The following is a 24,783-nucleotide window of genomic DNA, read 5'->3' as shown; positions in this document are numbered from 1 at the left end:
CCCTCAACGGCCGGACGTGTGATCTTCGGGGTACCAGGAGGTGGTCTGCATGATCACCCGACCGGCCCTAAGCTGCACGCCTTCCGCCGCCAGGAGCTGTGCGGCCCGCTGTTCGTGCCCCGGCGGGAGCCGTCCTGACGAATTGACGACACGATGCCACGGGACCCCGCCGCCGTAGCGGGCCATGATCGTGCCGACCTGACGGGACGAGCAGCGGCCGGAGACGTCGGCGAGGTATTCGGCGATCGCGCCGTAGCTCATCACCCGGCCGGCCGGGATCCGCTCGACGAGCTGCAGGACCTGCTCGCGATACTCCTCAGGGCTCACATCGCGCCACACTATGGGATCCACCCGACATCTGCGGATTCACGCAGGTCAGAATGGTCCGGTGCGGCAGACAGTCACGAACGCGCGGCGCATCGTGGTCAAGGTGGGGTCCTCCTCGCTGACCACCGCGTCCGGCGGCCTCGACGCGGCCCGGCTGGGTGCGCTGGTCGAGGCGCTCACCGCGGCCGGCAGTGCATCCATGCCCGACTCCCAAGCCGGGGCAGCGGGCAAGCAGATCATCCTGGTCTCGTCGGGCGCGATCGCGGCCGGCCTCGCCCCGCTCAGCCTGCCGCGCCGACCGCGGGACCTGGCCACGCAACAGGCCGCGGCCAGCGTCGGCCAGGGGCTGCTCATGCACGCGTACACCGCCGCGTTCGCCGCCCATGGGCGTACGGTCGGGCAGGTTCTGCTCACCGTCGACGACGTCACGCGCCGCTCGCACTACCGCAACGCTCGGCGTACTCTCCAGCGCCTGCTCGACCTGGGCGTGGTCCCGATCGTCAACGAGAACGACACGGTGGCCACGAGCGAGATCCGGTTCGGCGACAACGACCGGCTCGCCGCCCTGGTCGCCGCGCTCGTCGAGGCCGACCTGCTGATCCTGCTCTCCGACGTGGACGGCCTGTACACCGGTGACCCCGCGCTGCCGGGCTCGACCCGGATCGACCTGGTCCGCGGCGAGGACGACCTCGACGGCGTGGCCATCGGCAGCACCGGCAAGGCGGGCCTCGGCACCGGCGGGATGGTAACGAAGGTCCAGGCCGCGCGCATCGCCAACGGCGCCGGCATCCACGTCGTCCTGACCTCCGCGCCCCAGGCCCCCGCGGCCCTCTCCGGCGCCGAGGTGGGCACTCTTTTCACGGCCCAAGTGGTACGCGCATCGGCGCGCCTGTTCTGGTTGGCCCATGCCACCGAGGCGCGTGGGCGGCTCTTCCTGGATCCGGGCGCGGTCGCGGCCGTCGTCGATCGGCGGAAGTCCCTGTTGCCGGCCGGGATCACGGGGGTGGACGGGGCCTTCTCCGCCGGCGATCCGGTGGATCTCGTCGACGAGGCCGGCAAGCCGGTGGCCCGTGGGCTGGTCAACTACGACGCCCTGGAACTGCCCGGCCTGCTCGGCCGGTCGACGGTCGAACTCGCCGCGTCGCTCGGCCCGGCGTACGAGCGTGAAGTCGTGCACCGCGACGACCTGGTGCTGCTCTGAGAGGGATGAAGATGTCGGTCACCGAACTGGCGCAGCGCGCCCGGATCGCCGCCCGGGCGCTGGCCACCGCCACCCGCGCCGTCAAGGACGACGCTCTGATCGCCATGGCGGACGCGCTCGTCACGCGTACCGACGAGATTCTGCGGGCGAACGGCGTGGATGTCGCCACGGCGCGGGAGGCGGGCACCAGCGAGTCGATCGTCGACCGGCTGGCGCTGACCTCCGGGCGGCTGGCGGCGATCGCCGACGGCCTGCGGCAGATGGCCGCGCTGGCCGACCCGGTCGGCGAGGTGGTGCGCGGCTCGACGCTGCCCAACGGACTGCAACTGCGGCAGGTACGCGTGCCGTTCGGCGTGGTCGGCATCATCTATGAGGCGCGGCCGAACGTGACCGCCGACGCGGCCGGGCTGACCCTGAAGTCGGGCAACGCGGTGCTGCTGCGGGGCTCGTCGAGCGCGGCGAACTCGAACGCCGCCATCGTCGACGTCCTCCGCGAGGCGATCGCGAAGACCGGCCTGCCCGCCGACGCGGTGCAGTTGGTCGATCCGTCCTCCCGCGAGACCGTACGGGACCTGATGCGGGCCCGTGGCCTGGTCGACGTGCTGATTCCGCGTGGGGGAGCGGGCCTGATCCGCAGTGTGGTCGAGGATTCGACGGTGCCGGTGATCGAGACCGGCGTGGGCAACTGCCACATCTACGTCGACGAGACCGCCGACCTGGACATGGCGCTGTCGATCCTGATCAACGCCAAGACGTCGCGGCCGTCGGTCTGCAACGCGGCGGAGTCGCTGCTGGTCCACTCGGCGGTGGCCGACACCTTCCTGCCCCGGGCGCTCGACGCGCTGCGTGCCGCCGGTGTGGTCGTGCACGGCACCGCGCCGGTGGCCCGCTTCGGGGAGGTCGTCCCCGCGACCGACGAGGACTTCGCGACCGAGTACCTCGCGCTGGAGATCTCGGTGGACGTCGTGGACTCGCTGGACGCGGCGATCGACCACATCACGCGGTACGGCACCGGGCACAGCGAGGCGATCGTGACCGGCTCTTTGAGCGCGGCGAACGAGTTCACCGCCCGAGTCGACGCGGCGGCGGTGCTGGTCAACGCCTCGACCCGGTTCGTCGACGGCGGCGAGTTCGGCTTCGGCGCCGAGATCGGGATCTCCACCCAGAAGCTGCACGCCCGGGGGCCGATGGGGCTGCCCGAGCTGACCTCCACCAAGTACGTCGTGACGGGGGCCGGCCACGTCCGCTAGAGGACGTGGGCGTGCCCGCCCCGGCGAGGATCCCCGGCCGCTCCGGTACGCCCCACCGCGCTGACCCCGCCGAAGTAGTGGTTGGTCTGCTCCCACTGCTGGACGACGAACCCGGCGTCGGCCAGCGCGTCGGCGCCGTCGGCCGGATAGCTTGGTTCGAGATGGGCGATCTGCCCGGCGACGTGCAGCCGGGGCGCGGCCACCGAGTCGGGCACCGAGCGCCCCTCGACCAGGTACGCGATCAGGGTGCTGAGCAGCGCCGACCGGATCCGGGACGCGCCCGCCGAGCCGACGGCGAGGTCGAGGTCGCCCTCGGGGGTCAGCACCACTAGCGGGCTCATCATCGAGTGCACCCGGTCGCCGGGGTGGATGTGCCCGGCGAGCAGTTCGCCCTCGCCCAGCATCGAGTTGAGGTGGATGCCGAGGCCGGGCAGCCAGACGCCGGAGCCGAGCCCGAGGGTGTGCGTGACGACGCAGGCGTTGCCCTTGCCGTCGACCACCGAGATGTTGGTGGTCTCGCCCAGCCCTTCCGGCCGGTGCGCGTTCTCCTGAAGCGCGTGAGCGAGCGCGACGGCCCGGTCCGGGCCGTCGAGCGGGTCCAGCCGCGGCAGGGCGGCGATCGTGGGGAGCGTCCGGTTGAGGTCCAGCCGCCCGCACACGTGGCGGCCGCCCAGCGTCGCGGACCGGACCGGCCGGGAGATCGGCTGGTACGCCTCGACGTCCTTGCGGCTCAGGCTGCCGCCGCCGGCCTGGACCACCTCGACCATGAGGCCCGAGGTGTAGTCGGCGAACTCGTCGTAGCCCGAGGCGAGCAGCGCGAACGCGTCGTCGAGCCCGCGGTGCTGCAACGTGTCGCCGCCTTCGAGCAGCCGGCCGGCCGGGGCGTACGCCGGACCGCCTTGGTCGAGGATCATCGCGGGGGCGATCGACCGCAGCGCCTCCGCCTGCGGCGGTGGGATCGGAACACCCGTGTGCGCGATGTCGTACGCCGGTTGCACGATCTCCAGCCAGGGCAGATGACCGAAGCGCCGGTGCAGTTCGGCACACCCGGCCGCGACGCCCGGCACGGCGACGGAAGCGCCGCCGATGGAGTAGGGAATCGGGACCCCGCCGAAGTCGATCTCGATCGGTACCATCGGTCCCGGCGTCTGGCCGGACAGTCCCGGCATGGCGCAGAAGAAGTCGACGACGGCGACGCTGCCGGAGTTGGCCGAGAAGACGGTGGCGAACCCGCCACCGCCAAGTCCGCACAGGATGGTCTCGGCGGCGCAGGAGGCGAAGGTCGCGGCGATCGCGGCGTCGACGGCGTTTCCGCCCTCGGCGAGGACGCGCAGGCCGGCGTCGACCGTCGCGGGATGTCCCGCGGCGACCCCAGCCGGTACGCGACTGATTCTCACTCCCGTACGCTCTGTGCCCATGGAGGCGGTGCCCATGCAGAACAGTGTGGCTGTCGCTCCCGCCGACAGCGAACTTCTGTCCCCGCGCGTCCGCATCGGGTACTCGCTCGGTTCGTTGGTGACGGGAGCGTTCGGCACTGTTCCCGGGCTGCTCCTGCTGCCCTATTTGACCGATACTCTAGGCGTTTCCGCTGGTCTCGCGGGGCTTTTGGTCCTCGCTCCCAAGGCCTGGGACGTCGTCGCCAACCCGCTCGTCGGCCGGGTCTCCGATCGCACGCATACGCGCTGGGGCGCACGGCGGCCGTACCTCCTCGGGGCCGGGCTGACCCTCGCGGTGCTCTTCGTCGCCCTCTTCGCCGCGCCGTTCGGGCCCGTCCCACCGGGCGGCAGCCCCGTCCTCGCCGTGAGTTATGTGGCGGTCGCCTTCCTGCTCACCGCGACGGCGTTCGCGTTCTTCCAGGTGCCCTACGTCTCGATGCCGGCGGAGATGACCGACAGCGCCGCCGAGCGTACGCGGATGATGACCTGGCGGGTCGGGCTCCTCGCCACCGCCATCCTCGTCTCCGGCGCGGTCGCGCCATGGATCGTGGACACCACCGGCGGCGGCATCGTCGGCCACCGGCTGATGGGCCTGTTCGTGGCGGCGCTCATGGTCATCGGCACGCTCTGCGCCTTCTACGGCACCGCCACCGCCCCGATCGGCGCCGTCCAGGCCTCCGAACCCTCGCTGCGCGCCCAGCTCAAGGTGGTCGCGGCCAACCGGCCGTTCCGCGTACTGGTGGCGTGTTTCGTCGTCCAGGCCACCGGGGTCGCCGCCATGCTCGCCGGCGTCCAGTACTTCGCCGACCACGTCCTGCACGATCACGGCGCGACACCGTTGCTCTTCCTCACCGTGGTCTCCCCGGCGCTGGTCGTGACACCGTTGTGGCGCCGGATCGGCGAGCGGCTGGGCAAGGTCCGCGGCTACATCCTGGCCTCCGCCACCCTGACCGCGGCCACGCTCGCCCTGGTCACCGCGCCGCTCGTCCCGCATTTCCTCGTGTACGCGATGATCGCGGTAATCGGTTTCGGGTACGCCGGTCAGCAGCTGTTCGGCTTGGCGTTGCTGCCCGACTGCATCGCGTACGACACGGCCCGGACCGGCAAGCGGCAGGCAGGCGTGTTCACTGGGGTGTGGACCGCCGGGGAGACGCTGGGGCTGGCCCTCGGCCCCGGGATCTTCGGACAGGTCCTCCAGCTCTTCGGCTACGTCTCCAGCACCACCGGCGTCTCCGCCGTCCAGACCTCGCACGCCGAGCTGGGCGTGCTGCTCGGCTTCACCCTCGTCCCAGCCGTCATCGTCGGGGTGGCGCTGCTCTTCCTGCGCGGATTCACCACGGAGGTCGTCCCGGCGGCCACGTGAGGGCCGTACGGATTAGGCTGGACTCATGGCGCAGCTGCCCGCGGTCCTCGGCCACCCCATCAAGTTCGTGCTGAACTGGGGTCGCCGCTATTCGCTGTGGGTGTTCAACTTCGGCTTGGCCTGCTGCGCCATCGAGTTCATCGCGTCCAGCATGGGCCGGCACGACTTCATGCGGATGGGCGTGATCCCGTTCGCGCACGGCCCCCGGCAGGCCGACCTGATGGTGGTCAGCGGGACGGTCACCGACAAGATGGCCCCGGCGATCAAGCGGCTCTACGACCAGATGCCCGAGCCGAAGTACGTCATCTCGTTCGGCGCGTGCAGCAACTGCGGCGGCCCCTACTGGGACAGCTACTCGGTGACCAAGGGTGTGGACCAGATCATTCCGGTCGACGTCTACGTGCCCGGCTGCCCGCCCCGCCCCGAGGCGCTGCTGCACGGCATCCTGCGCCTGCAGGAGAAGATCGCGGCCGAGGACCCGGGCATCGGCGGCGTCGACCGGCCCGATCCGCTCGCGCTCACCGCCCCCGTCGTGCCGCCACCCGCCCAGTGACCCGTCAGGGGCATTGGATGGAGGCGTAGCCGGTGAGGTTCTCGTCGGGGCGTCCGGTCGCCTCGTAACGAGCCGTCACTCGCACGAAGTCGCCGGTCTGGGTGGCCGCGGTGGCACACGCCTGGTCGAGGCTCAGCCCGATGACCTCGACGAACTCGTTCCGCCCCGTCCCGGTGACCACGAAGGTCTCCTCCTCGGTCGCGTACGCGAACTTCCCGGTCGGATAGGCGAACTGGACCGTCACGCGCACCGACCCGAACCCGCTGGTCCGCACCACGATGTGGGCGGCGACCTCGGCCTCGGTGAGCAGCGCGGTCACCGCCAGCGGCTGGACCTGCAACCGGGGCAGGGCCCGCGCCGGGGAGCTGATCGGCCGGCGATCGTCATCGCGACCGCCGCCGGCGATGCTGGGCGGCTCGGGCGGGTCGGCCGACGGGGTGGGCGGCGGCGTCACCGCCAGCGGCACCCGCTCGGGGCCGCGTACGTGCGGGGCGAGGAACAGGCCTGTGACGGTCAGGGCGACGGCCGCCCCGGCAGCCGCGGAGCGGGCGAGTCTCCTTCGGCGTACCCGTTGATGCACGTGAGCGAGCGGCGGGACCGTGACGTGCGCGCGGAGCTCGGCCTCCGCGTGCCTCAGCAGCGCGCGGAACTGGTCATCCGACATGATCCACCGCCCGTTCGGGCAGGAGGTGTTCGGCGAGGGTGGCGCGGGCCCGGTGCAGCCAGGACTTGACCGTCCCCTCGGCCGCGCCGGTCAGCGAAGCGATCTCGGCGATCGTCAGATCCTCCAGGTAGAACAGGATCACGGCCTGGCGATGGCGGTCGGGCAGCAACCGCAGGGCGCGATGCAGCGCGACCCGGTCCGGCGTGGGACCCGGCGTCTCCCCCTCGACCCGGTGCTGGTGCATCAGCTCCATCCCGCGCCGCATCCGCCGCCACCGGCTGGTCGCCAGGTTCCAGGCCACCCGGCGCACCCAGGCCATCGGATCGTCGTATCCGCCGACCTCACGCCAGCGGATCAGGGCCCGGCAGAACGCCTCCTGCGCGACGTCCTGCGCCTCGGCCAGATCCCCGGTATGCAGGTAGACCTGCGTGGTCAGCGAGGAGAACGTGCTCGCGTAGAACTCCGCGAAGTCGCGGGGCTCCGGCACGTCGCCTCCCGAGGGGACACCGGCGGCCGAGCCGCCGAGAGGAACCTGAGTGTACAAACGGGCCGCATCCGCGTAGCTCCCGATTCCCAGCAGCGGTTTAGGATCGGCGCATGACTCCCGAAGAGGTCGGCGCCCGGCTGACCGGCCGGCTGGCCTCCGCCGGGCTGGACGCGGCCGAGGTCGGCGTCTCCGGCGGCGGCGCACACGCCCGAGCCGTGGCCGACGTGCCGTCCGCCCAGTGGGTCGCGGCCGCGCGTACCGCCCGGGACGGGCTCGGCCTGGACTTCTTCGACTGGCTGTCGGCCGTTGACGAACTGGACGAGGGCTTCACCGTGGTGGCGCATCTCTGGTCCATCCGCGAGCGATTCGGGCTGCTGCTGCGTACGCGGCTGCCCCGGGAAGACGCCAGCCTCGCCTCGATCGTCGAGGTCTACCCGGGTGCTTCGTGGCACGAACGCGAGACCAACGAGATGTTCGGCATCGGCTTCCCCGGCGACCTGCCGCGCCTGCTGCTCACCCCGGAGTTCGAAGGCCACCCGCTGCGCAAGGACTTCGTCCTGGCGAGCCGGGTCGCCAAGCCGTGGCCCGGAGCGAAGGAGCCCGGCGAGGGCCACGGCGACGCGCCACGCCGGCAGGCGGTCCGGCCGCCCGGCGTACCGGCTCCCGGCGAATGGGGACCGGCCGCCGGAAGAGGAGACGCCTGATGCCGGTCTGGCTGGAGTTGGCCCTGCGGGTGGGTGGCGTCATGGTCGCCTTCCTCGTCCTGCCCCTGATCGTCGGGCAGACCGAGCACAAGGTGATGGCGCACATGCAGGGCCGGCTCGGCCCGATGTACGCCGGCGCCTTCCACGGCTGGGCGCAGCTCGTCGCCGACGGTGTGAAGTTCGCGCAGAAGGAGGACGTCACGCCCCGGGCGGCCGACCGGCCGGTGTTCAAGTTCGCGCCGATCATCGCGTTGCTCCCGTACATGCTGGCCCTGCTGGTGATCCCGCTCGGACCCGGCGACCTGGTCGGGCAGTCCCTCGACATCGGCCTGTTCTTCGTCCTCGCGGTCCTCGGCATCGGCGTGGTCGCCGTGCTCATGTCCGGCTGGGCCTCGGCGAACAAGTATTCGCTGCTGGGCGCTTTGCGGGCGGCGGCACAGCTGATGGCGTACGAGTTGCCGCTGGTGCTGTCGGCGGCCAGTGTCGCCATGGCGGCCGGGACCCTGTCGCTCAGCGGCATCGTGGAAGCCTGGCGGCCGTGGTGGCTCGCCTGGCAGCTGCCCGCGGCGATCATCTTCTTCATCGCCGGCCTGGCGGAGATCCGGCGTCCGCCGTTCGACATGCCGGTCGCCGACTCCGAGCTGGTCTTCGGCTACATGACCGAGTACACCGGACTCCGCTTCGCGTTCTTCCTGCTCGCGGAGTACGTCGGCATCGTGGTCATCTCGGCGTTGACCTCGGTGCTGTTCCTCGGCGGCTGGCACGGTCCCGGCCCGGACAGCCTCGGCTGGCTCTGGATGCTGATCAAGACCTTCGCCGTGGCGTTCGTCGTGATCTGGATCCGGGTCTCCTACCCCCGCCTCCGGGAGGACCAGCTGCAGCGGTTGTGCTGGCTGGTCCTGGTCCCGGTGGCGTTGGCGCAGCTCGTGCTGACCGCGGTGGTACGCGTACTGGGGTGATCCCTCAGCCGGCCGCCCGTCGCGGCAGCGGTGTCCGCGTCAGCAGAAGCGCGTAGAACGCTATTGCGGCCATGATCAGGGGTCGATCGCCGGATCGGGCTGGTTCTTGATCGACGAATCGCTGCCCCCCGGCCGTGGTGCGGCACCGCTATCGTGCGCGCATGACACGCACACGAAACCGGCTCAGGTTCAGTGCTTTGGTGGGGGTGGCGGCCGTGACGGCATCGCTGCTCGCCGCTCCGGCCACAGCTGGCCCCGGTCGGACGGGGATCGTGGCCGCAGCGGACCCCGGCGTGATCAAGGGCCAGATCACCGACGACAAGGGTGCGCCGATCGACGCGACGATCACCGTCACGAAGGTCGACCGGTCCTGGTCGACCACGGCGTACACATGGGACTCCGGCACCCTCGGCGCGTACCGGGTGGAGAACGTCCCGCCGGGCGACTACAAGGTCTCCATCTCGGACAACACGCGTGGGTACCAGTGGGTGCATCAGCAGGAGACGTTCGACGCGGGCAACGTCGTCACGGTGGTCGCCGGCGTCGAGGTCGTCGTGGACGAGCAGTGGCTGCCGCTCGGAACGGTCGAGTTCACCGTCCTGGACGACGAGACCGGCGCCCCGGTTCCGAAGCCATGCGTCTATATCGACGTTCCGACGAACGCGAGCGTCAACATCTGCGGCGCCAACGGCAAGGTCGTCGTGCCGGACCTCATCCCCGGCGACTGGAAATACCACCTCGACGGCGGGGGCACGCACTTCGCCCAGGAGGGCGAGCCGTACGTCCATGTGGACCGGGGCCGGACGACCAAGGTCACCGCGGCCCTCCGGCGTGGCGCCGCTGTGCTGGTCAAGGTCGTGGACCGGGCGACGAACACCCCGCTCAGCAGCATCTGCCTTTACACCATCACGGTGGTCACCGACGGAGTGCAGAGCCGGGTCGGCACGTACTGCTCGAACCCCGACGGCTCGATCCAGATCGGTCCGTTCGACGGCTCGGCGAAGTTCCAGCTCTACGCCTGGCAGTCGCGCAACCCGTACAACCCGCCGGTCAAGCTGTACGGCGACCAGTGGGTGACGCCCACCGGCGGTACGGGCGATCAGCGCCTGGCCACCATGGTCACGATCCCGGCGAAGACCATCGTGTCGCTTCCGAACGTCCTCATGGACCCTCCCGGGTCGATCACCGGAGTCGTCAAGAACGCGGCGGGCAGTCCGGTCGCCGGGGTTTGCAGCTACCCGTGGTCGTTCTTCGCCGGCATCCTCGGCCTGCCGGCCGGGCGGTGCACCAACGGCCAAGGCCAGTACACGATCAACGATCTCGGGCCGTACAAATGGCCGGTCAAGTTCTCGGCCTACGGCTCCGGCACCACGTGGTCGGGCAACGTCGCCAACCGGTACGCGGCGACGCTCGTCCAAGTCTCCGCGAACGGCACCGCGACGATGAACGCCACGATCGCCGACGAGGGAAAGCTCACGGGTACGCTGCGAGGCCCCACCGGTAGCTGGAGTGGCGCCTGGGTCTTCGCGTACGACGCCGCGACCGGCGACGTGGTGTATTCGGTTCAGGCTCCGGACAACTACGAGACTGGTACGTATCTCGTCCGACTACTGAACACCCAGAAGGTCTACCTCTACTTCGGCGCGGAAGGAAAGGGCTGCTGGTACGGCCCGGCCGTCGGGGCGGGCCGGAAGGTCACGGCCGCCGCAGTAGCGGTGACGGCAGGCGCGGTCACGACGCTCAACCTCGACACTCGCGTCAACTGCGCGGCGTCGCCGTTCGTTCAAATGCCACGCCGCTAGGCACATCTTGTCCGCGTAGAGGCCCGCTCAGCAGCTGAGCGGGCCTCTATCGCATCACCGGCGAGGCAGTGCGGGACGGTCTGAGATCAACGGCGGCCGGTCGGCCGTGCAGTTGACCCCGGGTGTGAGGGTCAACCAGTTGAGCTGGGCTTTGCCCGTGTAGTACGGCTGAGTGGTGAACCGCCGCGGGTCGTACCAGCAAGGTTGAGCGAGCACCGGCGACTGGACCCGGATGAGGACGGGCCCGTTGAGCGTCAGGCCGGTGTCCAAGGCGTAGCCCCCGCCGTCGCCCGATTCCCAGTCGCCGGTCGTGGCGTCGAAGGCGTCCACCTGGAGCGTCTGCTGCGGGGCTCCGGCGACGGAGACGACAACCGTCTTGAGCGTGGGCAGGTCGATGTCCGCCCTAACGCCTCGCCCGCCGACCACCTGGACGAGCGTTGCGTCGCGACTGTTCTCCGCTCCGCCGGACCATCCGAGGACATCCCGGGTTCCGCGGCTGTCCACGCGGACTCGCCACTTGTACGGCCCGAGGCCCGAGAGGATGTAACTACCTGCGCCCTCGGAGCAGGTCGTCACCAAGAGTGACGCAACAGCGCAGAACTGCTTGAGCGTCATGCCGTCCGCGCCTGTCACCTGGCCCCAGATCGTGCCGGCCTGGCCAAGATGCTGGGTCGGGATCGTCGTCACGGTGCCCACCGACAAGGCGTACGCGGGCGCCTCGCGGTCGTCACCGCTTCCGCCAGTCGCCGTCGCCCATTGCGAGCCGAGGTATCCGAAGCTCGGCTCCCTGAGGAAGAACTGCGCCGGACCGGCATTGAAGGGACCGGCCAGCAGACGGCCGTCGACCGGCTTGGCGCACTGGGACTCGTACGCGAGCCGCGACAGCGATCCGTTTCGGACAGCTGCCACGCAGATCTGGTCAGGCAGGGCCACTCCGCTCGGAGCGGTGAGGGGCACCTCGACCACCGCACCGGGGGTCATCCGGACCGTCAGCGACTGGATCTGGCCGAACGAGACGCCGGCACTCCCGATCGTGACCGGGAAATGGTTCGGATAGTGGCTCGCCCAGAGTTCAAGGGTCGTGACCGCGATGAACGGGCCGAAGGTGTAAACGCCGTCGGCGGTCTCCGTGGTGCACGCCCCAGAGCTGCTGTATACGCAGGCTCCGGTCACTGGCTGGCCTGTCACGTCGTCCAGCAGTGCGACCTTGATGAATCCGGGCGTGATCAGAGTTTCGTCGACCCTGGTCGTGACGCCGTCCGTGATGGTGATGACTGCACCTTGACCCTCGGTCAGCGACTGGGGCACCCACTGCACCAGACGACCGACGGGAGTCACCATCAAGCGGTAGCGACCTGCGGGAAGGCTCGGGATCTCGTAATGCCCGTCGAACCAGAGCGTCCGGCTGTACGACCAGGAGAAGTCCAGGCTGGAGATGGTCACCCGGCTGACGAACTCCGGGACCGATCCGTCGTAGTCCTGGACGGTTCCCCTGGATCGCCCCTGAACCGGAACGGAGGATCACGTCGGTGATGACAGTGCTCGTTCCGGCCGAGACTGCGGCCGTCGGCACCGGGCTCGCCCCGGGAAACCACGCCGTGGCGCGGTCGGCTGCGGAGGCGCGCAGGTAGATCGGCATCGAGACGGGCACGTCGCGGATCTCGTACTTGCCCTCGGCGTCAGTCGCGGTCTCGGCGATGACGCCGCCCCTGACGCGGCCGGTGACCGTGGCGCCGGCGATCGGTGATCCCGATCGATCCCGCACCGTGCCGGCAAGCGTTCCGAGCGTCAGGGCCGGTGCCGGTGACAACGTCAGGAACTGCTCGTCGACTGTCGTGACGACACCGGCGTCGACCTTCACCCGCACGGCGTCGGCCGGAGTCCGCGTACCGGGCACCCACTGCTCGGGGTAACCAGAGCCGCCGATGCTGACCGAGTATTCGCCGGTGGGAAGGCCCGCGACCGCGTAGCCCCCGTCGAGCCGCGTCGTCACCGAGGCAGTGGTGCCGGTCGAGCCGGAGAGGCGAACGGTCGCCAGGCCCGCAGCCGAACCGTCTTGGCGGGTGATCCGGCCGCTGACCGTTCCCGTCGAGGCAACCGGCGTGAGCACGAAGTCGGCAATCTTGGTGCCGGAATCGAAGCTGATGATCGGCGAATCGAGCCAGGTCGCGCTCTTCGTCCACCAGACGGGGGCGTACCCTGCCGCGCTGGCCTGCAGGTGGAAACTTCCCGCCTGGTAATTCTCGATGCGGTAGTGCCCGGCCTGATCGGCACATTCGTGTTCGAAGAACAGCCACTCGGCTGTCACGACGTCGACGCACGCGCCGGGCAGCGGCTGCCCGGTCGTCGCGTCCCTGACGGTTCCCTGGAGGACACCGCTGGACTGCGTCGTGGCCGTCTGCGTCGCGGTCGCGGCGGCGTTCGTGGTCTTCGCGGTCGTGACCGGCTTGGCAGGGGCCGCCGCGGCGGCCACGGATGGCCCGGTCAGGAGCCCGGCCAGCAAAGTGAATGTTGCGATCGCAGCAGTCCGGCGCATTCGCCGTACCTCCCCGTGAGCTAAGCGATTGCTGAAAAGCCCTAGGAAGCTACCGCTCGTCCGATCTGATGATCAATCGGTGGATCGGCCGAGTTCCACCTCTGGTATGACCCGGTGCTCGCGCGTGTCGGCTGTACAGGGAATGATGTGCGCATGAGTGAGGGCGGTTTCCCGGGAGCGGGCCTGGCGAAGGGGCTGGCGGTCACGCTCAAGACGATGACCCGCCGGTCGCACACCCAGCAGTATCCGGATGTCGCGCCGGATCTTCCGCCGCGGTCCCGGGGGGTGATCGCGCTGCTGGAGGAGAACTGCACCGTGTGCATGCTCTGCTCGCGCGAGTGTCCCGACTGGTGCATCTACATCGACTCGCACAAGGAAGAAGTCCTGGTGCCGGGCGCGGCCCGGCCCCGGCAGCGCAACATGCTGGACCGGTTCGCGATCGACTTCTCGCTCTGCATGTACTGCGGGATCTGCATCGAGGCGTGCCCGTTCGACGCGCTCTACTGGACGCCCGAGTTCGAGTACGCCGAGTACGACATCCGCGATCTCCTCCACGAGAAGGAGCACCTGGGCGCGTGGATGCCCACGGTTCCGCCGCCGCCGGCGCACGATCCGATGGGCGAGCCGGCCAAGGAGGAACAGGCCGCCACGAAGAAGCAACAGGCTTCGTCATGACGGGTCTCGACCTGCTGCTCGCGGGGGTCGGTCTACTCGCGGTCGGCGCCGGTTGGGCGGTGGTCGCCACCAACCAGGTGGTACGCGCGGGGCTCTGGCTGGTGGTCTGCCTGGGTGCTCTGGCGGTGGAGTTCCTGCTGCTCGGGGCCGAGTTGGTGGCCTGGACGCAGGTGCTGATCTACCTCGGCGCCGTCGTCGTGCTGCTGCTGTTCGCGGTGATGCTGACGCGGGCCCCGATCGGGCCGAGCCAGGACTTGGACCGCCGGATCGGCCCGGCGAGCGTCATCGGTGTCGGCGTCGGGCTGAGCCTCGGCACGCTGTTCGCGGTGGCGTACGGGTGGACGCGGTATGAGCTGCCCGCCCAGCACGGCAACGCCGAGACGGTCGGCGGGCCGATCTTCACCACCTGGGCACTGCCCTTCGAGGTCGTCTCCGTTCTGCTGCTGGGTGCCCTGATCGGGGCCGTCGTGGTGAGCCGGGGGGCCAAATAATGCACCCCTTCATCCCGTACGCCGTCGCCAGCGCACTCTTCGGCCTCGGCGTCCTCGGCGTGCTGCGGCGGCGGAACGCGATTCTGCTGCTCATGTCGGTCGAGCTGATGCTGAACGCGGTGAACCTGATCTTCGTCACCGCCGACGCCACGCTGCCCAAGGCGGCGCCGACCGGCCAGATCTTCACCTTGTTCGTGATCGTCCTCGCCGCCGCCGAGATCGGCGTGGGCCTGGCCGTCGTGCTGCAGCTGTTCCGGCTGAAGGCGACGATCAACGTCGACGAGATCCCGCTGGCGGTGGCGGGCGACGACGACGCCGATGGTGCCGGTGCGGCCGGTGCGACGGCCGACACCGCTGTTTCCGCTGAGAAGACGGGGGTGACGGATGTCGCCTGACACCCTCGGCCCGCTGCTGCCCGCCGTTCCCGCCGCGCTCGGCCTGGCCGGCCTGCTGACTCCGCGGGGCAGCCGGAGGATCGGGGCGGCGCTCGGCGTCACCGGCGCGGCCGTGTCGCTGTTGATCGTGATCGCGCTGCTGGCGAACAGCACCGCGCGCGCCGGGTTCGAGACCACCCGGGACTGGGTGACCTTGGGGAGCTTCCGGGTCACCCTCGGCGTCGCCATCGACCTGCGAGCCCTGTTGGTCGCGCTCGCCGTCGCGATCGTGGCCCTGGCGGTGCAGGTCTACTCCATCGGCTATCTAGCTGGTGACGACCGCTATGGCCCGTACGCGGCGCAGATCAGTATCTTCACCGCGGCGATGCTGGCGGTGGTCGTCGGCGGCGACCTGATCCTGGTGCTCGTCGGCTGGGAAGTGATGGGCGCCTGCTCGTACCTGCTGATCGCGCACGATCGGAGCCTGCCCGAGGCGCCGGCCGCGGCGATGAAGGCGTTCCTCGTGACCCGGTTCGGCGACGTCGGCTTCCTGCTGGGCATCGCCCTGCTCGGGGTGAACGCGCACAGCTTCCGGATCGCCGAGGTCATCCCGGCGCTGCCCCAGATGAGCCCCGGTACGCTCACCGCCGCCGCGATCCTGTTGCTCGCCGGGGTGGCGGGCAAGAGCGCGCAGTTCCCGCTGCACACCTGGTTGCCCGACGCGATGGCCGGTCCGACGCCGATCTCGGCGTTGATCCACGCCGCCACGATGGTCGCCGCCGGGGTCTACTTCGTGGCGCGGCTCTACCCGGTCTTCGAACAGGCTCCCGGCGCGTTGACCGTCCTCGGCGTGATGGCCGCCATCACGCTGTTGCTGGGTGCGTTCGCCGCGACCGCGCAGGACGACATCAAACGCGTACTGGCGTGGTCGACGGTCAGCCAGCTCGGTTACATGACCGGCGCGCTCGCCGTCGGAGCGCCCGATGCGGCGATCTTCCACCTGCTCACCCACGCCGCCTTCAAGTCGCTGCTGTTCCTAGCGGCGGGCTGCGTGATCCACGCCGTCGGGACGAACCTGATGTCCCGGATGGGCGGCCTGCGCAAGGTGCTGCCGGTGACCTTCTGGTCGATGACGATCGGGCTCGCCGCGCTCGCGGGCATCCCGCCGATGGCCGGGTTCTGGAGCAAGGAGGCGATCCTCGCCGCCGCCGAGCACGGAGCGGGCGGGACGGCGCTGGCCGTCTACCTCGCGGGTCTGCTCGGCACCTTCGTCACCGCCTGGTACGCGACCCGCCTGTGGCTGCGCGTGTTCTTCGGACCGGGCTACAACGACCACGTGCACGTGCCGAGCTGGGTGATGCAGGCTCCGGTGCTGGTCCTGGCGGTTCCGTCGGCCGGACTGGGGCTGGGGGCGTACGCCGTCGATCAGGAGCTGACCGAACTGGACGCGCTGGCGCTGCTGCCGATCGTGCTGGTGGTCGCCGGGATCGTCGCCGCCTGGTGGGGCTGGCGGCGTACCGGGGATCCGGCGAGCGTGCTCGGCGGGGCGCGCGGCTTCGTGGCGTCGGCCTTCGGTCTCGACGCCGTCCAGAACGCGCTGGTCGTCGCCCCGGTACGCGGGCTGGCCCGGCTCACGCGTACGGCCGACGAGTCCGGCGTGGACGGCGTGGTGACCGGCGTCGGGGTGGGCACGCTCGCCCTCGGCGGCTCGCTCAGCCGCTGGCATCGGTCGGGCATCCCCCGGGCGCTGGCCGGCGTGCTGATGATCGCCGCGGCCTCCGTCGTGGTCTTCGCCCTGAATGGACTGCTGAGATGAGCGCGCTGCTGATTCTGCTGCTCGCCGTGCCGCTGGCCGGTGCGATCGCCGCCGGGCTGCTGCCGGATCGGGCCGGGCGGATCGTGGCCACGGCCGCCGCGGCGCTCACCTTCGTCGCGTCCCTGCCGTTGGCCGCCGATCGGGGCGACGGGCTCTGGCATCAGGTCGGCTACGACTGGGTGAAAGGCTTGGGGATCCGCTTCGCCCTCGGCGTCGACGGGATCTCCTACCCGCTGATCGTGCTGACGACCCTGTTGACGCTGCTCTGCTGCGCGTACACGGTGTGGCGGGCTCCGGCGGACCGGCCGTCCGGCGGCAAGCTCGCCGCGTTGCTGCTCGCCATCGAAGTCGGCTTGATCGGCGTCTTCACCTCGCTCGACCTGGTGCTGTTCTTCATCTCGTTCGAGGTCGTGCTGCTCCCGATGTACGCCGTGATCGCCGGCTGGGGCGGGCCGGACCGCCGCCGCGCCGCCCGGAAGTTCGCGCTGTACACGCTGTTCGGCTCGGTGCTGCTCCTGGTGGGCGTCCTGGGCATCGGAACCTCGGCGGGCACCTTCGACATCGCCGCCCTGACCGCCGACCCCACCCTCTCCCGCAATACGCAGATCGGCCTGTTCGTGGTGCTCGCGATCGCGTTCGCGGTGAAGGCGCCGTTGTGGCCGCTGCACACCTGGCTGCCCGACGCGCACACCGAGGCGCCGACGGTCGGCAGCGTGATCCTCGCCGGCGTGCTGCTGAAGATGGGCACGTACGGGCTGATCCGGGTCGGGCTGGGCGTCCTGCCGGAGGGCGCGAAGGCGGTCGCCGGCGTGCTCGGCGTGCTGGCCGTCGCCGCCGTCATCATCGGCTCGCTGGTGTGTCTGGCCCAGCGCGAACTCAAGCGGCTGATCGCGTACTCCAGCGTCGGGCACATGGGCTTCGTCCTGCTTGGCATCGCCGCCGGGGCGGCGAGCGGCGGGCTGGCCCAGTCCACCGGGGTTCAGGCGGCGCTGCTCGGCAACATCGCCCACGGCATCATCACCGGCCTGCTGTTCTTCCTCGCGGGCGCGATCAAGGACCGCACGCACACCGGTGACCTGCACGATCTCGGCGGGTTGCGGGAGACCTCACCCGCCCTCGCCGGGATCCTCGGCTTCGCCGCCCTCGCCAGCCTCGGACTGCCCGGCCTGGCCGGCTTCTGGGGCGAGGCGTTCGCCGTCGTCGCCGCCGTTCAACAGGGTGGCGGCTGGCTCTGGCTGGCCGTCATCGCCGCCGTCGGCGGAGCGCTGACAGCGGCGTACCTGTTGAGATTGTTGAGGCGGGTGACCCACGGCCCGGCGGCGCCCGCGGTGACCGGGATTCCCGCGGTGACCATGGCCGAGGGCCTGGCCTGGGCGCCGCTGGTGCTGCTCGCGCTGCTCATCGGCCTGGTGCCCGCGCTGGTCAACGGGTACGTGCTGGAGTCGATGCCGGGTCTGGTCGAGGCGGTGGCGCGATGATCGACCACATCGGACTATTGCCGCTCTACCTCGCGGCCGGCACCGCGGTCCTCGTCCTCGTCGCGGACCTGCTGGTCGGCCGGGTCGCGGTCACGCTCGGCGCGGGCGTGCTCGGCGCGCTCGCCACCGCGGTCGGCTCGGCGATCGTCGGCTCGGGTCACGACCGCACTTCGTTCTGTGTGGACAGTGGCTGCTCGTGGGTCTTCGGCGACACGGCCGCCCTCCTCGCGGTCGCGGTGGCGGCGATCGCCGCGCTGGTCCTGCTGCTCTCCGCACCCACGCTCATGCGTGGCGACCTGCCCACCGGCGAGTACGCCTTCCTGCTGGCCGCCTCCATGACGGGCGGTGTGGCGCTGGGCGGGGCCCAGGATCTGATCACGCTCATCGTGGCGCTCGAAACGCTGACCCTGCCGCTCTACGCGCTGGTCGGGTTGCGCCGCAAGTCCGCCGAGTCCGCGCAGGCGGCGGTCACGTTCCTGCTGACCAGCGTCGCCGCGACCGCGGTGACCCTGCTCGGCGCGGCGCTCATGTACGCCGCCACCGGTCAGGTGCACTTCCGGGCGCTGTCCACCGCGCTGGACGTGACCGGACCCGGGCGGCCGCTGGCCGGGGCGGGCCTGGTCCTGCTGCTGGTCGGGCTGGCCTTCAAGGTCGCCGCGGTCCCCGCGCACGCCTGGGCGCCGACCACCTACGACGGTGGTCCGCTGCCGATCGCGGCGTACCTGTCGACCGCTTCGAAACTCGGCGGCCTGGTCGCCATCGTCTACGCCGCCGTCCTAGTCGGACCGGCGTGGACCCGGGTCACCGGCCCGGTGCTCGGCATCATCGCCGTCGCCACGCTGCTCGTGGGTACGCTCGTCGCCCTGCGCCAGCAGCGGATGGTGCGCCTGCTCGCGTGGTCGTCGGTGGCGCAGGCCGGCTTCATGCTCGCCCCGTTGGCCGCTCTGCACGTCGTCGAGGCCGGCCCGCTGGTCACCGCCACCTTGGCGTACGCCGTGATCTATGTGACCGTCGAACTGGGCGCGTTCGCCGGAGTGATCTCGTTGCGTCCGGCCGGAGCCGACGGCGGCACCCTCGACGAGTACGCCGGACTGGGCCGGACCGCGCCGGTGCGTTCGGCGGTGTACGCGTTCGCGGTGGTGGGGCTCGCCGGGCTGCCGCCCGCGCTCGCCGGCCTGTTCGCGAAGGTCTTCGTGATCCGGGCGCTGGTCGACGCCAAGGCGTGGTTCGTGGTGGCCGCCGCCGCGATCGCCGCCGTCGTCGGGCTCGCCGTCTACCTGCGTGCGGTTCTGCCGCTCTACCGCGACGGGGAGGGTACGCCCGCGCCGCGCGCCTCGATCGCTGTCGCGATCGTGCTCGCCGTCGTGACGCTGGCCGCGGTCGTGGTCGGCTTCATGCCGCAGTTCGTCCTCGACCTCACCACCTGACCGTTCGCCGCTGCCCCCGCGATAGCGGCGGCCCCCCGTTCGCGGCGGCCCCCGTTCGCGGCGGCCCCCGTTCGCGGCGGCCGCACGTTCGCGGCGGATCAGGGTTCTAGGTCGAATCTTGGACCAAGATTCGACCTAGAACCCTGATCCAGCGCCTGACGGAGAGCAGGCCAGCGCCTGACGGAGAGCAGGCCAGCGCCTGACGGAGAGCAGGCCAGCGCCTAACGGAGAGCGGAGTGGGTCAGGCGGAGGAGCGGACGACGAGTTCAGTCGGCAGCACCACCGACGCGGGGATGTCCTCCCCGGCGACGAGCCGGAGCAGCTGCCGGGCCATCTCCCGGCCCTGGCCGATGATCGGCTGCCGCACCGTCGTGAGTGGAGGTTCGGCGTACCGGGCTTGTTCGACGTCGTCGAAGCCGACCAGGGCCACATCGTCCGGCACTCGCCGACCGGCCTCGCGGAGCGCCGTCAACGCGCCGAACGCCATCAGGTCCGACGCCACGAAGACCGCGTCGAGATGGGGGTCGTCCGCGAGCAGCTGGCGCATCGCGACCGCACCGGATTCGCGGGTGAAGTCGCCGACGGCGACGATCGAGCGCCGATCGGAGTCCTGGAGTTCGCGCCGGTAGCCGGCGAGCCGGTCGATGCCCGCGACCATGTCCTGCGGGCCGGCGACGGTCGCGATCCGGGTCCGGCCGCGCTCCAGCAGGTGGCGTACGGCCAGCCGGGCCCCGCCGACGCTGTCGACCTCGACATACGGCACGGTGCTGCGCCCGAGCGGGCGGCCGCCGCAGACCACGGGGATGCCCATCCGGTGCAGCGAGTTGGGCAGCGGATCCGCTCCGTGCATCGAGGCGATGATGACCCCGTCGACGTGGCGGGCCAGCGCGTACCGCTCGATGCGGTCGTGGGCCGACGGCGAGCCGCCGACCATGAGGACGAGCTGTTTGTCGGCCGCTTCGAGTTCCTGCGACACGCCCCGGATGAAGCCGGGGATGGCCTGGTCCTCGGAGAAGACTCGGAACTCGCTTTCCGGGAGGATCAGCGCGATCGAGTCCGTACGCTGCGTGACCAGGCTGCGGGCGGCCTGGTTCGGCACGTAGCCGAGTTCGGCGATGGCCCGCTGGACCGTCTCGCGGATCGCCGGGGTGACGGTGGGGGAGCCGTTGACGACGCGGGAGACGGTCGCCCGGGACACCCCTGCACGCTCGGCCACCTGCTCCAACGTTGGTCGGCCGGTCATCTTCTCACCCCGCATCGCCGCGTTGATCATGGACTTTTCACCCCCGACACACCGTCGAGACCACAGTTAACTCCATGATCAACGGGGTGGGGGTGGGGTCAGCCGACTCGGAGCGCATCGAGGAGGGACTCGTCCCCGGCCAGCTCCAGCACGTCGAAGCCGACGCGGCCGTACATCGCCAGGAGCAGGTCGGAGGCGGTCCCGGACGCGGAGACGCGCGGGTCGGGCTCCTCGCTGTCGAGGATGGTGTCGGTGTCCAGCAGGGCGACCCCCGGGCCGCGCAGCCGCAGGAACCACTCCTCGTCGGTGTCGGCGGCGAGCAGGTGCACCACCCCGATCTTGTCGACCGGCCCCTTGCGGCGCGTCCCGCCCGCCGGGAGCCAGGTGTCGAGCACCTCGCTGACGCCGTCGGCGGCCAGCTTGTCCTCGATCGGTTCGGCACGGGCGATCGCCATCTGGGCGTCCCAGCGGTGCACCGCGGTCTCCAACGCGAGGCGGCGATCCCAGAACGCGACCTTCTTCGCCTGCGGCGCCCAGTTCCAGGCGGGCATGTCGGGGTCGAGCGCGTCCAGCGTGGCGAGCAGCCGCGCGGCCCGTTCGTCGAAGACCCCGATGGCCTCGGCGGCCGGGGGACGCTGGTCGGCGGGGGTGCCGTCGTTGATCGGGGGCAGCTGCGGGTCGGTGCTCAGCCCGCGACTGAGGTGCGACAGGTGCCGTTCATAGACATAGGCGAGGTGCTGAACCAGATCGAGGATGGTCCACCCCGGGCATGAGGGAACCTCGATGTCCGGGTCGGCCTCGAGCGCCTCGGCCGCCGCCGATCGGAAGGCCGAGATCTCGGGCCGCAGAGCGGCCAGCCAGAACTCCTTGCTGCCGTGCGTCCTGCTCATCCGGTCCTCCCGCGTACCGTCGTCCCGAGCACAGCTTAGGGTGAGTGCGTGCCTGAGGTCAGCCCTGATGTGTCGCTCGCTCGCTGGACCACCCTTGGCCTGGGCGGTCCCGCCCAGCGGATGATCGTCGCGAACAGCGTCGATGAGATCGTGCAAAGTGTACGGTCCGCCGCCGACCGCCCCGCGTTGATCCTGGCGGGCGGGAGCAATGTCGTCGTCGGCGACGACGGCTTCCCCGGTGTCGTCGTGCTCGTGCGGTCGGCCGGCTGGACGGTGACCGCCGACGACGGCGGCACCGTTGACCTGGTGGTTCAGGCCGGTCAGGACTGGGACGGCTTCGTCGCGTACACGGTCGCCGAAGGGCTGGCCGGAGTCGAGTGCCTGTCCGGCGTACCGGGGTCGACGGGCGCCACGCCGATCCAGAACGTCGGCGCCTACGGCCAGGACGTGTCCGAGGTGATCACCGCGGTGACGGTCCTCGACCGGCTCGCCGACGAGGTCGTGGAACTGTCCGCGGCCGAGTGCGAGTTCGCGTACCGCGGCAGCCGGTTCAAACACAACGACCGGTGGGTGGTCCTGTCCGTGGCCATGCGCCTGGTCCGATCGCCGCTCTCCACGCCCATCCGGTACGCGGAACTGGCGCGACGCCTCGGCGTGGAACCCGGCGACCACGTGAATCTGGGGCAGGTTCGCGAGGCGGTGCTCGCCCTTCGCCGGGGCAAGGGCATGGTGCTGGATCCGGAGGATCCCGATACCCGCTCGGTGGGCTCCTTCTTCATGAATCCGGTGCTCTCGGCTTCGGCGTACCAGATGTTCATGGCGAAGGCGGACGGAAATGCGCCTTCGACGTGGCCGGAGGCCGACGGCAAGGTGAAGGTGAGCGCGGCCTGGCTGATCGAGAACGCCGGATTCCGCAAGGGGTACGCGCGCGGCGGCGCGGCGATCTCGGGCAAGCACACGCTGGCGCTGACCAACCGAGGCGGCCGGACCGAGGATCTGCTGGAGCTGGCGCGCGAGGTACGCGACGGCGTGCACGCGCGATTCGGCGTGACCCTGCGCCCGGAACCGGTGCTGATCAACTGCGAGCTGTAGGTCGTTACAGCAGGTCAGGGTGGTCGTTACGTCCAATATGGGCGTTTTGCTAAAAACGCGGCGATGGGGTGTGCCCGTCGCCGCTCTTCTTATGGCGGGCGGATCATCCGCTCTTCTGGCGGCCGGATCCTCCGCGGCGGCGCACGCCGCACCAGTCGCCGGACCGCGGGCGCTGCCCGTTCCGCCGGCCGCGACGGACGCGTGGGCGACCTGCCCGAACTACGCGTACATGGTGACGTTGCCGGAGGGCAGCGGACGGTCGACCTTCAACCGCTACGACATCGGTACGGCGTCACTGGTCCCGATCAAGCAGTTCGATTTCGTGGTGAACGCGATCGGCTACTCCAAGACGCAGAACCTGGTGTGGGGCGTGCACTCGGTCGACAACGAGCCCGACACCCTCGTCCGGTTCGGCTCGCAGGGCGACCTCGTCGAGGTGGGCGTACCGGAGGACTCGTCCGGCACTCCGCTGACGGAGTTCGAGGCGCTGGCCGGCACGGTCGACGGGAACACCTACATCGCGCATACGCGTACGCCGGCGAACCACCTGATGACGATCGACATCGACCCGGCCAGCTCGACGTTCGGCCAGGTGAAGACGGATGTGGCGCTGTCGCGTACGTCGCCGGGGCGGAGCTATCTCAACGTCGGCGACTGGGACGTCTACGACCAGGACAGCCTCCTGTACGCCGTCGAGCTGGACAGCGACTTCCGCAAGCTGGTCAAGATCGACCCGGCGACGGGTCAGGTGACCGACGCGGCGACCGTGACCGCCGACCTGCCCGACAGCGCCAACTACGGCGCGGCCTTCATGGAGGACGGCAGCGGCAACTTCTACGTCGGCGCCAACAACGTGATCTCCGGCGGTACGCCGACCGGCCAGAGCCAGACCTTCATGCTGCGTACCGGGCTCACGCCGGCGCTGACCACGGCGTACGGGAAGGGCGCGGCGCTGCGCGTCAACGACGGCGCGGACTGCCTGCTCGCGACGGACTTCGGCGACGCGCCCGACTCGTACGGCACGCTCGACGACTCCGGCGGTCCGGCGCACGTGCTGTCGTCGTACCTGCACCACGGCAAGAAGCTGCGGATCGGGGCGAACATCGACGCCGACCTGGACGGGTTCAGCGACGCGGACGCCAAGGTCGACGACGACAACGTCCCCGGCATGAACGACGAGGACGGCGTACCGGCCGGGACGAAGTTCACCTCGACCAAGCCGAAGCTGACGGTGAAGATCACGAACACGACCGGGCTCGCGGCCGTGCTCGCCGGCTGGCTGGACAGCAATCGGAACGGCAAGTTCGACGACGCCGAACGGGCCATGGTCCCGCTCAGCGCCTCGGCGACGAGCGCGACGCTCACCTGGAAGGCGTTCTCGCTGCCGAGCGCGTCGGCGAAGTCGTTCCTGCGGCTGCGTATCTACGAGGCAGGCCGGACCGAGGCCGCCGGGCGTACCAGCGCCGGTCGCACCGAGGCCGGGCCGACGCCGGGCGGCTGGGTCGACGGCGGCGAAGTCGAGGACCACGAAGTCACCCTGGTACGCACCACCGCCGCGCGCGCGGTGACCGCGGTGTCGAAGCCGAAGGTCGAGATCGACCCGGACACTTGGCCGGCGAACAGCGACGGGCCGAAGGACCTCGACGACGACGGTGACGTCGACCAGCACGACCTGGACCTGGCGCTCGCCGCGACCGGGTTCGTGCTGCGGCCCTACCTGTTGCTCGGGGTCGGCATGGTGCTGCTCGGCCTGGTCATCCTGATCGTGGCCCTGATGATCGGCCCCAAAAAAGTACGCCGCCGGACCTAGCCGGCCTGCTTCATTCGCGCCGGACGCTTTCGTGCTGGACGCTTTCGCGCTGGACGCTTTCGCGCTGGACGCTTTCGCGCTGGACGCTTTCGCGCTGGATCAGGGTTCTAGGTCGGATCTTGGGCCAAGATTCGACAGCTTGACGACCAGCTGCTTTCCGGGCATCGTCACCGAACGACCCGAGGCGTTCGGCGACGCCGTCGAC

24 protein-coding genes are annotated in these 24,783 nt (G+C 70.5%); 15 read left to right on the top strand and 9 right to left on the bottom strand.

What is annotated here, in order from left to right; all coding sequences use genetic code 11:
* Nucleotides 1-3 precede the first annotated feature (3 nt).
* Nucleotides 4-327 (bottom strand): MGMT family protein, encoded by a 324-nt coding sequence (locus AB0M47_RS17320; protein WP_363414198.1) that lies wholly within the window; start codon nucleotides 325-327, stop codon nucleotides 4-6.
* Between the two features lie 61 nt (nucleotides 328-388).
* Here AB0M47_RS17320 and proB point away from each other — a divergent pair, with 61 nt between their 5' ends.
* Complete coding sequence (gene proB, locus AB0M47_RS17315) at nucleotides 389-1,528, top strand: glutamate 5-kinase (protein ID WP_363414195.1); 1,140 nt, start codon at nucleotides 389-391, stop codon at nucleotides 1,526-1,528.
* 11 nt (nucleotides 1,529-1,539) lie between these two features.
* A complete protein-coding gene (locus AB0M47_RS17310; protein ID WP_363414320.1) occupies nucleotides 1,540-2,778 on the top strand; it encodes a glutamate-5-semialdehyde dehydrogenase in 1,239 nt (412 codons plus the stop codon).
* On the opposite strand, the gene AB0M47_RS17305 is transcribed toward AB0M47_RS17310, so the two are convergent.
* Entirely contained in the window at nucleotides 2,775-4,211 is a 1,437-nt protein-coding gene (locus AB0M47_RS17305) for a gamma-glutamyltransferase (protein ID WP_363414192.1), read from the bottom strand. The genes AB0M47_RS17310 and AB0M47_RS17305 overlap by 4 nt on opposite strands.
* Between AB0M47_RS17305 and AB0M47_RS17300 the strand changes: the two genes are divergently transcribed.
* Both AB0M47_RS17300 and AB0M47_RS17295 read left to right on the top strand, forming a co-directional pair.
* On the top strand, nucleotides 4,210-5,577 hold the full coding sequence (locus AB0M47_RS17300) for an MFS transporter (protein WP_363414317.1): 1,368 nt from the start codon (nucleotides 4,210-4,212) through the stop codon (nucleotides 5,575-5,577). The genes AB0M47_RS17305 and AB0M47_RS17300 overlap by 2 nt on opposite strands.
* Nucleotides 5,578-5,602: 25 nt before the next feature.
* A complete protein-coding gene (locus tag AB0M47_RS17295; RefSeq protein ID WP_253759818.1) occupies nucleotides 5,603-6,130 on the top strand; it encodes an NADH-quinone oxidoreductase subunit B in 528 nt (175 codons plus the stop codon).
* A 4-nt stretch (nucleotides 6,131-6,134) separates the two neighbouring features.
* On the opposite strand, the gene AB0M47_RS17290 is transcribed toward AB0M47_RS17295, so the two are convergent.
* Together AB0M47_RS17290 and AB0M47_RS17285 are read right to left on the bottom strand one after the other, a co-directional pair.
* Nucleotides 6,135-6,794 (bottom strand): hypothetical protein, encoded by a 660-nt coding sequence (locus AB0M47_RS17290; protein ID WP_363414189.1) that lies wholly within the window; start codon nucleotides 6,792-6,794, stop codon nucleotides 6,135-6,137.
* Nucleotides 6,784-7,281, bottom strand: a complete 498-nt coding sequence (locus AB0M47_RS17285) for a SigE family RNA polymerase sigma factor (protein ID WP_363414186.1) — start codon at nucleotides 7,279-7,281, stop codon at nucleotides 6,784-6,786. Before AB0M47_RS17285 ends, AB0M47_RS17290 begins: the two co-directional genes overlap by 11 nt.
* Nucleotides 7,282-7,391: 110 nt before the next feature.
* Between AB0M47_RS17285 and AB0M47_RS17280 the strand changes: the two genes are divergently transcribed.
* The 3 genes from AB0M47_RS17280 (at nucleotide 7,392) to AB0M47_RS17270 (ending at nucleotide 10,746) form a co-directional block, all read left to right on the top strand.
* Complete coding sequence (locus AB0M47_RS17280; protein WP_363414184.1) at nucleotides 7,392-7,985, top strand: NADH-quinone oxidoreductase subunit C; 594 nt, start codon at nucleotides 7,392-7,394, stop codon at nucleotides 7,983-7,985.
* Entirely contained in the window at nucleotides 7,985-8,944 is a 960-nt protein-coding gene (gene nuoH / locus AB0M47_RS17275; RefSeq protein WP_363414181.1) for an NADH-quinone oxidoreductase subunit NuoH, read from the top strand. Before AB0M47_RS17280 ends, nuoH begins: the two co-directional genes overlap by 1 nt.
* 161 nt (nucleotides 8,945-9,105) lie before the next feature.
* Entirely contained in the window at nucleotides 9,106-10,746 is a 1,641-nt protein-coding gene (locus AB0M47_RS17270) for a carboxypeptidase-like regulatory domain-containing protein (protein ID WP_363414178.1), read from the top strand.
* A 54-nt stretch (nucleotides 10,747-10,800) separates the two neighbouring features.
* Here the strand turns inward: AB0M47_RS17270 and AB0M47_RS17265 are convergent, their stop codons facing one another.
* Both AB0M47_RS17265 and AB0M47_RS17260 read right to left on the bottom strand, forming a co-directional pair.
* Nucleotides 10,801-11,934 carry a hypothetical protein gene (locus AB0M47_RS17265; protein ID WP_363414175.1) on the bottom strand — a complete coding sequence of 378 codons (1,134 nt, stop codon included), beginning with the start codon at nucleotides 11,932-11,934 and terminating at the stop codon, nucleotides 10,801-10,803.
* Nucleotides 11,819-13,282 (bottom strand): carboxypeptidase regulatory-like domain-containing protein, encoded by a 1,464-nt coding sequence (locus tag AB0M47_RS17260; protein ID WP_363414172.1) that lies wholly within the window; start codon nucleotides 13,280-13,282, stop codon nucleotides 11,819-11,821. The genes AB0M47_RS17265 and AB0M47_RS17260 overlap by 116 nt, the downstream gene beginning before the upstream one ends.
* Before the next feature lie 153 nt (nucleotides 13,283-13,435).
* Between AB0M47_RS17260 and AB0M47_RS17255 the strand changes: the two genes are divergently transcribed.
* From AB0M47_RS17255 to AB0M47_RS17230, 6 genes are read left to right on the top strand one after another with little or no spacing between them, the layout of a single operon-like run.
* Complete coding sequence (locus tag AB0M47_RS17255) at nucleotides 13,436-13,957, top strand: NADH-quinone oxidoreductase subunit I (RefSeq protein ID WP_363414169.1); 522 nt, start codon at nucleotides 13,436-13,438, stop codon at nucleotides 13,955-13,957.
* Nucleotides 13,954-14,448: an NADH-quinone oxidoreductase subunit J gene (locus AB0M47_RS17250; RefSeq protein WP_363414166.1), complete on the top strand. Its 495-nt coding sequence runs from the start codon at nucleotides 13,954-13,956 to the stop codon at nucleotides 14,446-14,448. Before AB0M47_RS17255 ends, AB0M47_RS17250 begins: the two co-directional genes overlap by 4 nt.
* A complete protein-coding gene (nuoK, locus tag AB0M47_RS17245) occupies nucleotides 14,448-14,843 on the top strand; it encodes an NADH-quinone oxidoreductase subunit NuoK (RefSeq protein WP_363414163.1) in 396 nt (131 codons plus the stop codon). Before AB0M47_RS17250 ends, nuoK begins: the two co-directional genes overlap by 1 nt.
* Complete coding sequence (locus AB0M47_RS17240; protein WP_363414161.1) at nucleotides 14,833-16,638, top strand: NADH-quinone oxidoreductase subunit L; 1,806 nt, start codon at nucleotides 14,833-14,835, stop codon at nucleotides 16,636-16,638. Before nuoK ends, AB0M47_RS17240 begins: the two co-directional genes overlap by 11 nt.
* On the top strand, nucleotides 16,635-18,116 hold the full coding sequence (locus AB0M47_RS17235; protein WP_363414158.1) for an NADH-quinone oxidoreductase subunit M: 1,482 nt from the start codon (nucleotides 16,635-16,637) through the stop codon (nucleotides 18,114-18,116). Before AB0M47_RS17240 ends, AB0M47_RS17235 begins: the two co-directional genes overlap by 4 nt.
* Nucleotides 18,113-19,543 (top strand): proton-conducting transporter membrane subunit, encoded by a 1,431-nt coding sequence (locus tag AB0M47_RS17230; protein WP_363414155.1) that lies wholly within the window; start codon nucleotides 18,113-18,115, stop codon nucleotides 19,541-19,543. The genes AB0M47_RS17235 and AB0M47_RS17230 overlap by 4 nt, the downstream gene beginning before the upstream one ends.
* Before the next feature lie 241 nt (nucleotides 19,544-19,784).
* On the opposite strand, the gene AB0M47_RS17225 is transcribed toward AB0M47_RS17230, so the two are convergent.
* Both AB0M47_RS17225 and AB0M47_RS17220 read right to left on the bottom strand, forming a co-directional pair.
* Nucleotides 19,785-20,786, bottom strand: coding sequence for a LacI family DNA-binding transcriptional regulator (locus tag AB0M47_RS17225; protein ID WP_363414152.1), 1,002 nt, complete (start codon nucleotides 20,784-20,786; stop codon nucleotides 19,785-19,787).
* 98 nt (nucleotides 20,787-20,884) lie between these two features.
* Nucleotides 20,885-21,676 (bottom strand): maleylpyruvate isomerase family mycothiol-dependent enzyme, encoded by a 792-nt coding sequence (locus tag AB0M47_RS17220; RefSeq protein ID WP_363414149.1) that lies wholly within the window; start codon nucleotides 21,674-21,676, stop codon nucleotides 20,885-20,887.
* Between the two features lie 48 nt (nucleotides 21,677-21,724).
* Here AB0M47_RS17220 and AB0M47_RS17215 point away from each other — a divergent pair, with 48 nt between their 5' ends.
* Both AB0M47_RS17215 and AB0M47_RS17210 read left to right on the top strand, forming a co-directional pair.
* On the top strand, nucleotides 21,725-22,768 hold the full coding sequence (locus tag AB0M47_RS17215) for a UDP-N-acetylmuramate dehydrogenase (RefSeq protein WP_363414146.1): 1,044 nt from the start codon (nucleotides 21,725-21,727) through the stop codon (nucleotides 22,766-22,768).
* A gap of 70 nt (nucleotides 22,769-22,838) precedes the next feature.
* Nucleotides 22,839-24,578: a GEVED domain-containing protein gene (locus tag AB0M47_RS17210; protein ID WP_363414143.1), complete on the top strand. Its 1,740-nt coding sequence runs from the start codon at nucleotides 22,839-22,841 to the stop codon at nucleotides 24,576-24,578.
* A gap of 10 nt (nucleotides 24,579-24,588) precedes the next feature.
* Here AB0M47_RS17210 and AB0M47_RS17205 read toward each other — a convergent pair.
* Nucleotides 24,589-24,783, bottom strand: a 195-nt coding sequence (locus AB0M47_RS17205) for a hypothetical protein (protein ID WP_363414140.1), incomplete at its 5' end; no start/stop codon positions are given.

The sequence above is a fragment of the Hamadaea sp. NPDC051192 genome (assembly GCF_040682475.1).
GTDB lineage: Bacteria > Actinomycetota > Actinomycetes > Mycobacteriales > Micromonosporaceae > Hamadaea > Hamadaea flava.
Note: the sequence above shows the minus strand (reverse complement) of the source record. Positions and strands in the feature narration are given on the sequence as shown.

Excerpts from the sequence above, each read along its gene's own strand:
- AB0M47_RS17310 (WP_363414320.1), top strand. The coding sequence starts at position 1,540 with ATGTCGGTCACCGAACTGGCGCAGCGCGCCCGGATCGCCGCCCGGGCG.
- AB0M47_RS17300 (WP_363414317.1), top strand. The coding sequence starts at position 4,210 with ATGCAGAACAGTGTGGCTGTCGCTCCCGCCGACAGCGAACTTCTGTCC.
- AB0M47_RS17305 (WP_363414192.1), bottom strand. The coding sequence starts at position 4,211 with ATGGGCACCGCCTCCATGGGCACAGAGCGTACGGGAGTGAGAATCAGT.
- AB0M47_RS17295 (WP_253759818.1), top strand. The coding sequence starts at position 5,603 with ATGGCGCAGCTGCCCGCGGTCCTCGGCCACCCCATCAAGTTCGTGCTG.
- AB0M47_RS17290 (WP_363414189.1), bottom strand. The coding sequence starts at position 6,794 with ATGTCGGATGACCAGTTCCGCGCGCTGCTGAGGCACGCGGAGGCCGAG.
- AB0M47_RS17280 (WP_363414184.1), top strand. The coding sequence starts at position 7,392 with ATGACTCCCGAAGAGGTCGGCGCCCGGCTGACCGGCCGGCTGGCCTCC.
- nuoH (WP_363414181.1), top strand. The coding sequence starts at position 7,985 with ATGCCGGTCTGGCTGGAGTTGGCCCTGCGGGTGGGTGGCGTCATGGTC.
- AB0M47_RS17270 (WP_363414178.1), top strand. The coding sequence starts at position 9,106 with ATGACACGCACACGAAACCGGCTCAGGTTCAGTGCTTTGGTGGGGGTG.
- AB0M47_RS17260 (WP_363414172.1), bottom strand. The coding sequence starts at position 13,282 with ATGCGCCGGACTGCTGCGATCGCAACATTCACTTTGCTGGCCGGGCTC.
- AB0M47_RS17255 (WP_363414169.1), top strand. The coding sequence starts at position 13,436 with ATGAGTGAGGGCGGTTTCCCGGGAGCGGGCCTGGCGAAGGGGCTGGCG.
- AB0M47_RS17250 (WP_363414166.1), top strand. The coding sequence starts at position 13,954 with ATGACGGGTCTCGACCTGCTGCTCGCGGGGGTCGGTCTACTCGCGGTC.
- nuoK (WP_363414163.1), top strand. The coding sequence starts at position 14,448 with ATGCACCCCTTCATCCCGTACGCCGTCGCCAGCGCACTCTTCGGCCTC.
- AB0M47_RS17240 (WP_363414161.1), top strand. The coding sequence starts at position 14,833 with ATGTCGCCTGACACCCTCGGCCCGCTGCTGCCCGCCGTTCCCGCCGCG.
- AB0M47_RS17235 (WP_363414158.1), top strand. The coding sequence starts at position 16,635 with ATGAGCGCGCTGCTGATTCTGCTGCTCGCCGTGCCGCTGGCCGGTGCG.
- AB0M47_RS17230 (WP_363414155.1), top strand. The coding sequence starts at position 18,113 with ATGATCGACCACATCGGACTATTGCCGCTCTACCTCGCGGCCGGCACC.
- AB0M47_RS17225 (WP_363414152.1), bottom strand. The coding sequence starts at position 20,786 with ATGACCGGCCGACCAACGTTGGAGCAGGTGGCCGAGCGTGCAGGGGTG.
- AB0M47_RS17220 (WP_363414149.1), bottom strand. The coding sequence starts at position 21,676 with ATGAGCAGGACGCACGGCAGCAAGGAGTTCTGGCTGGCCGCTCTGCGG.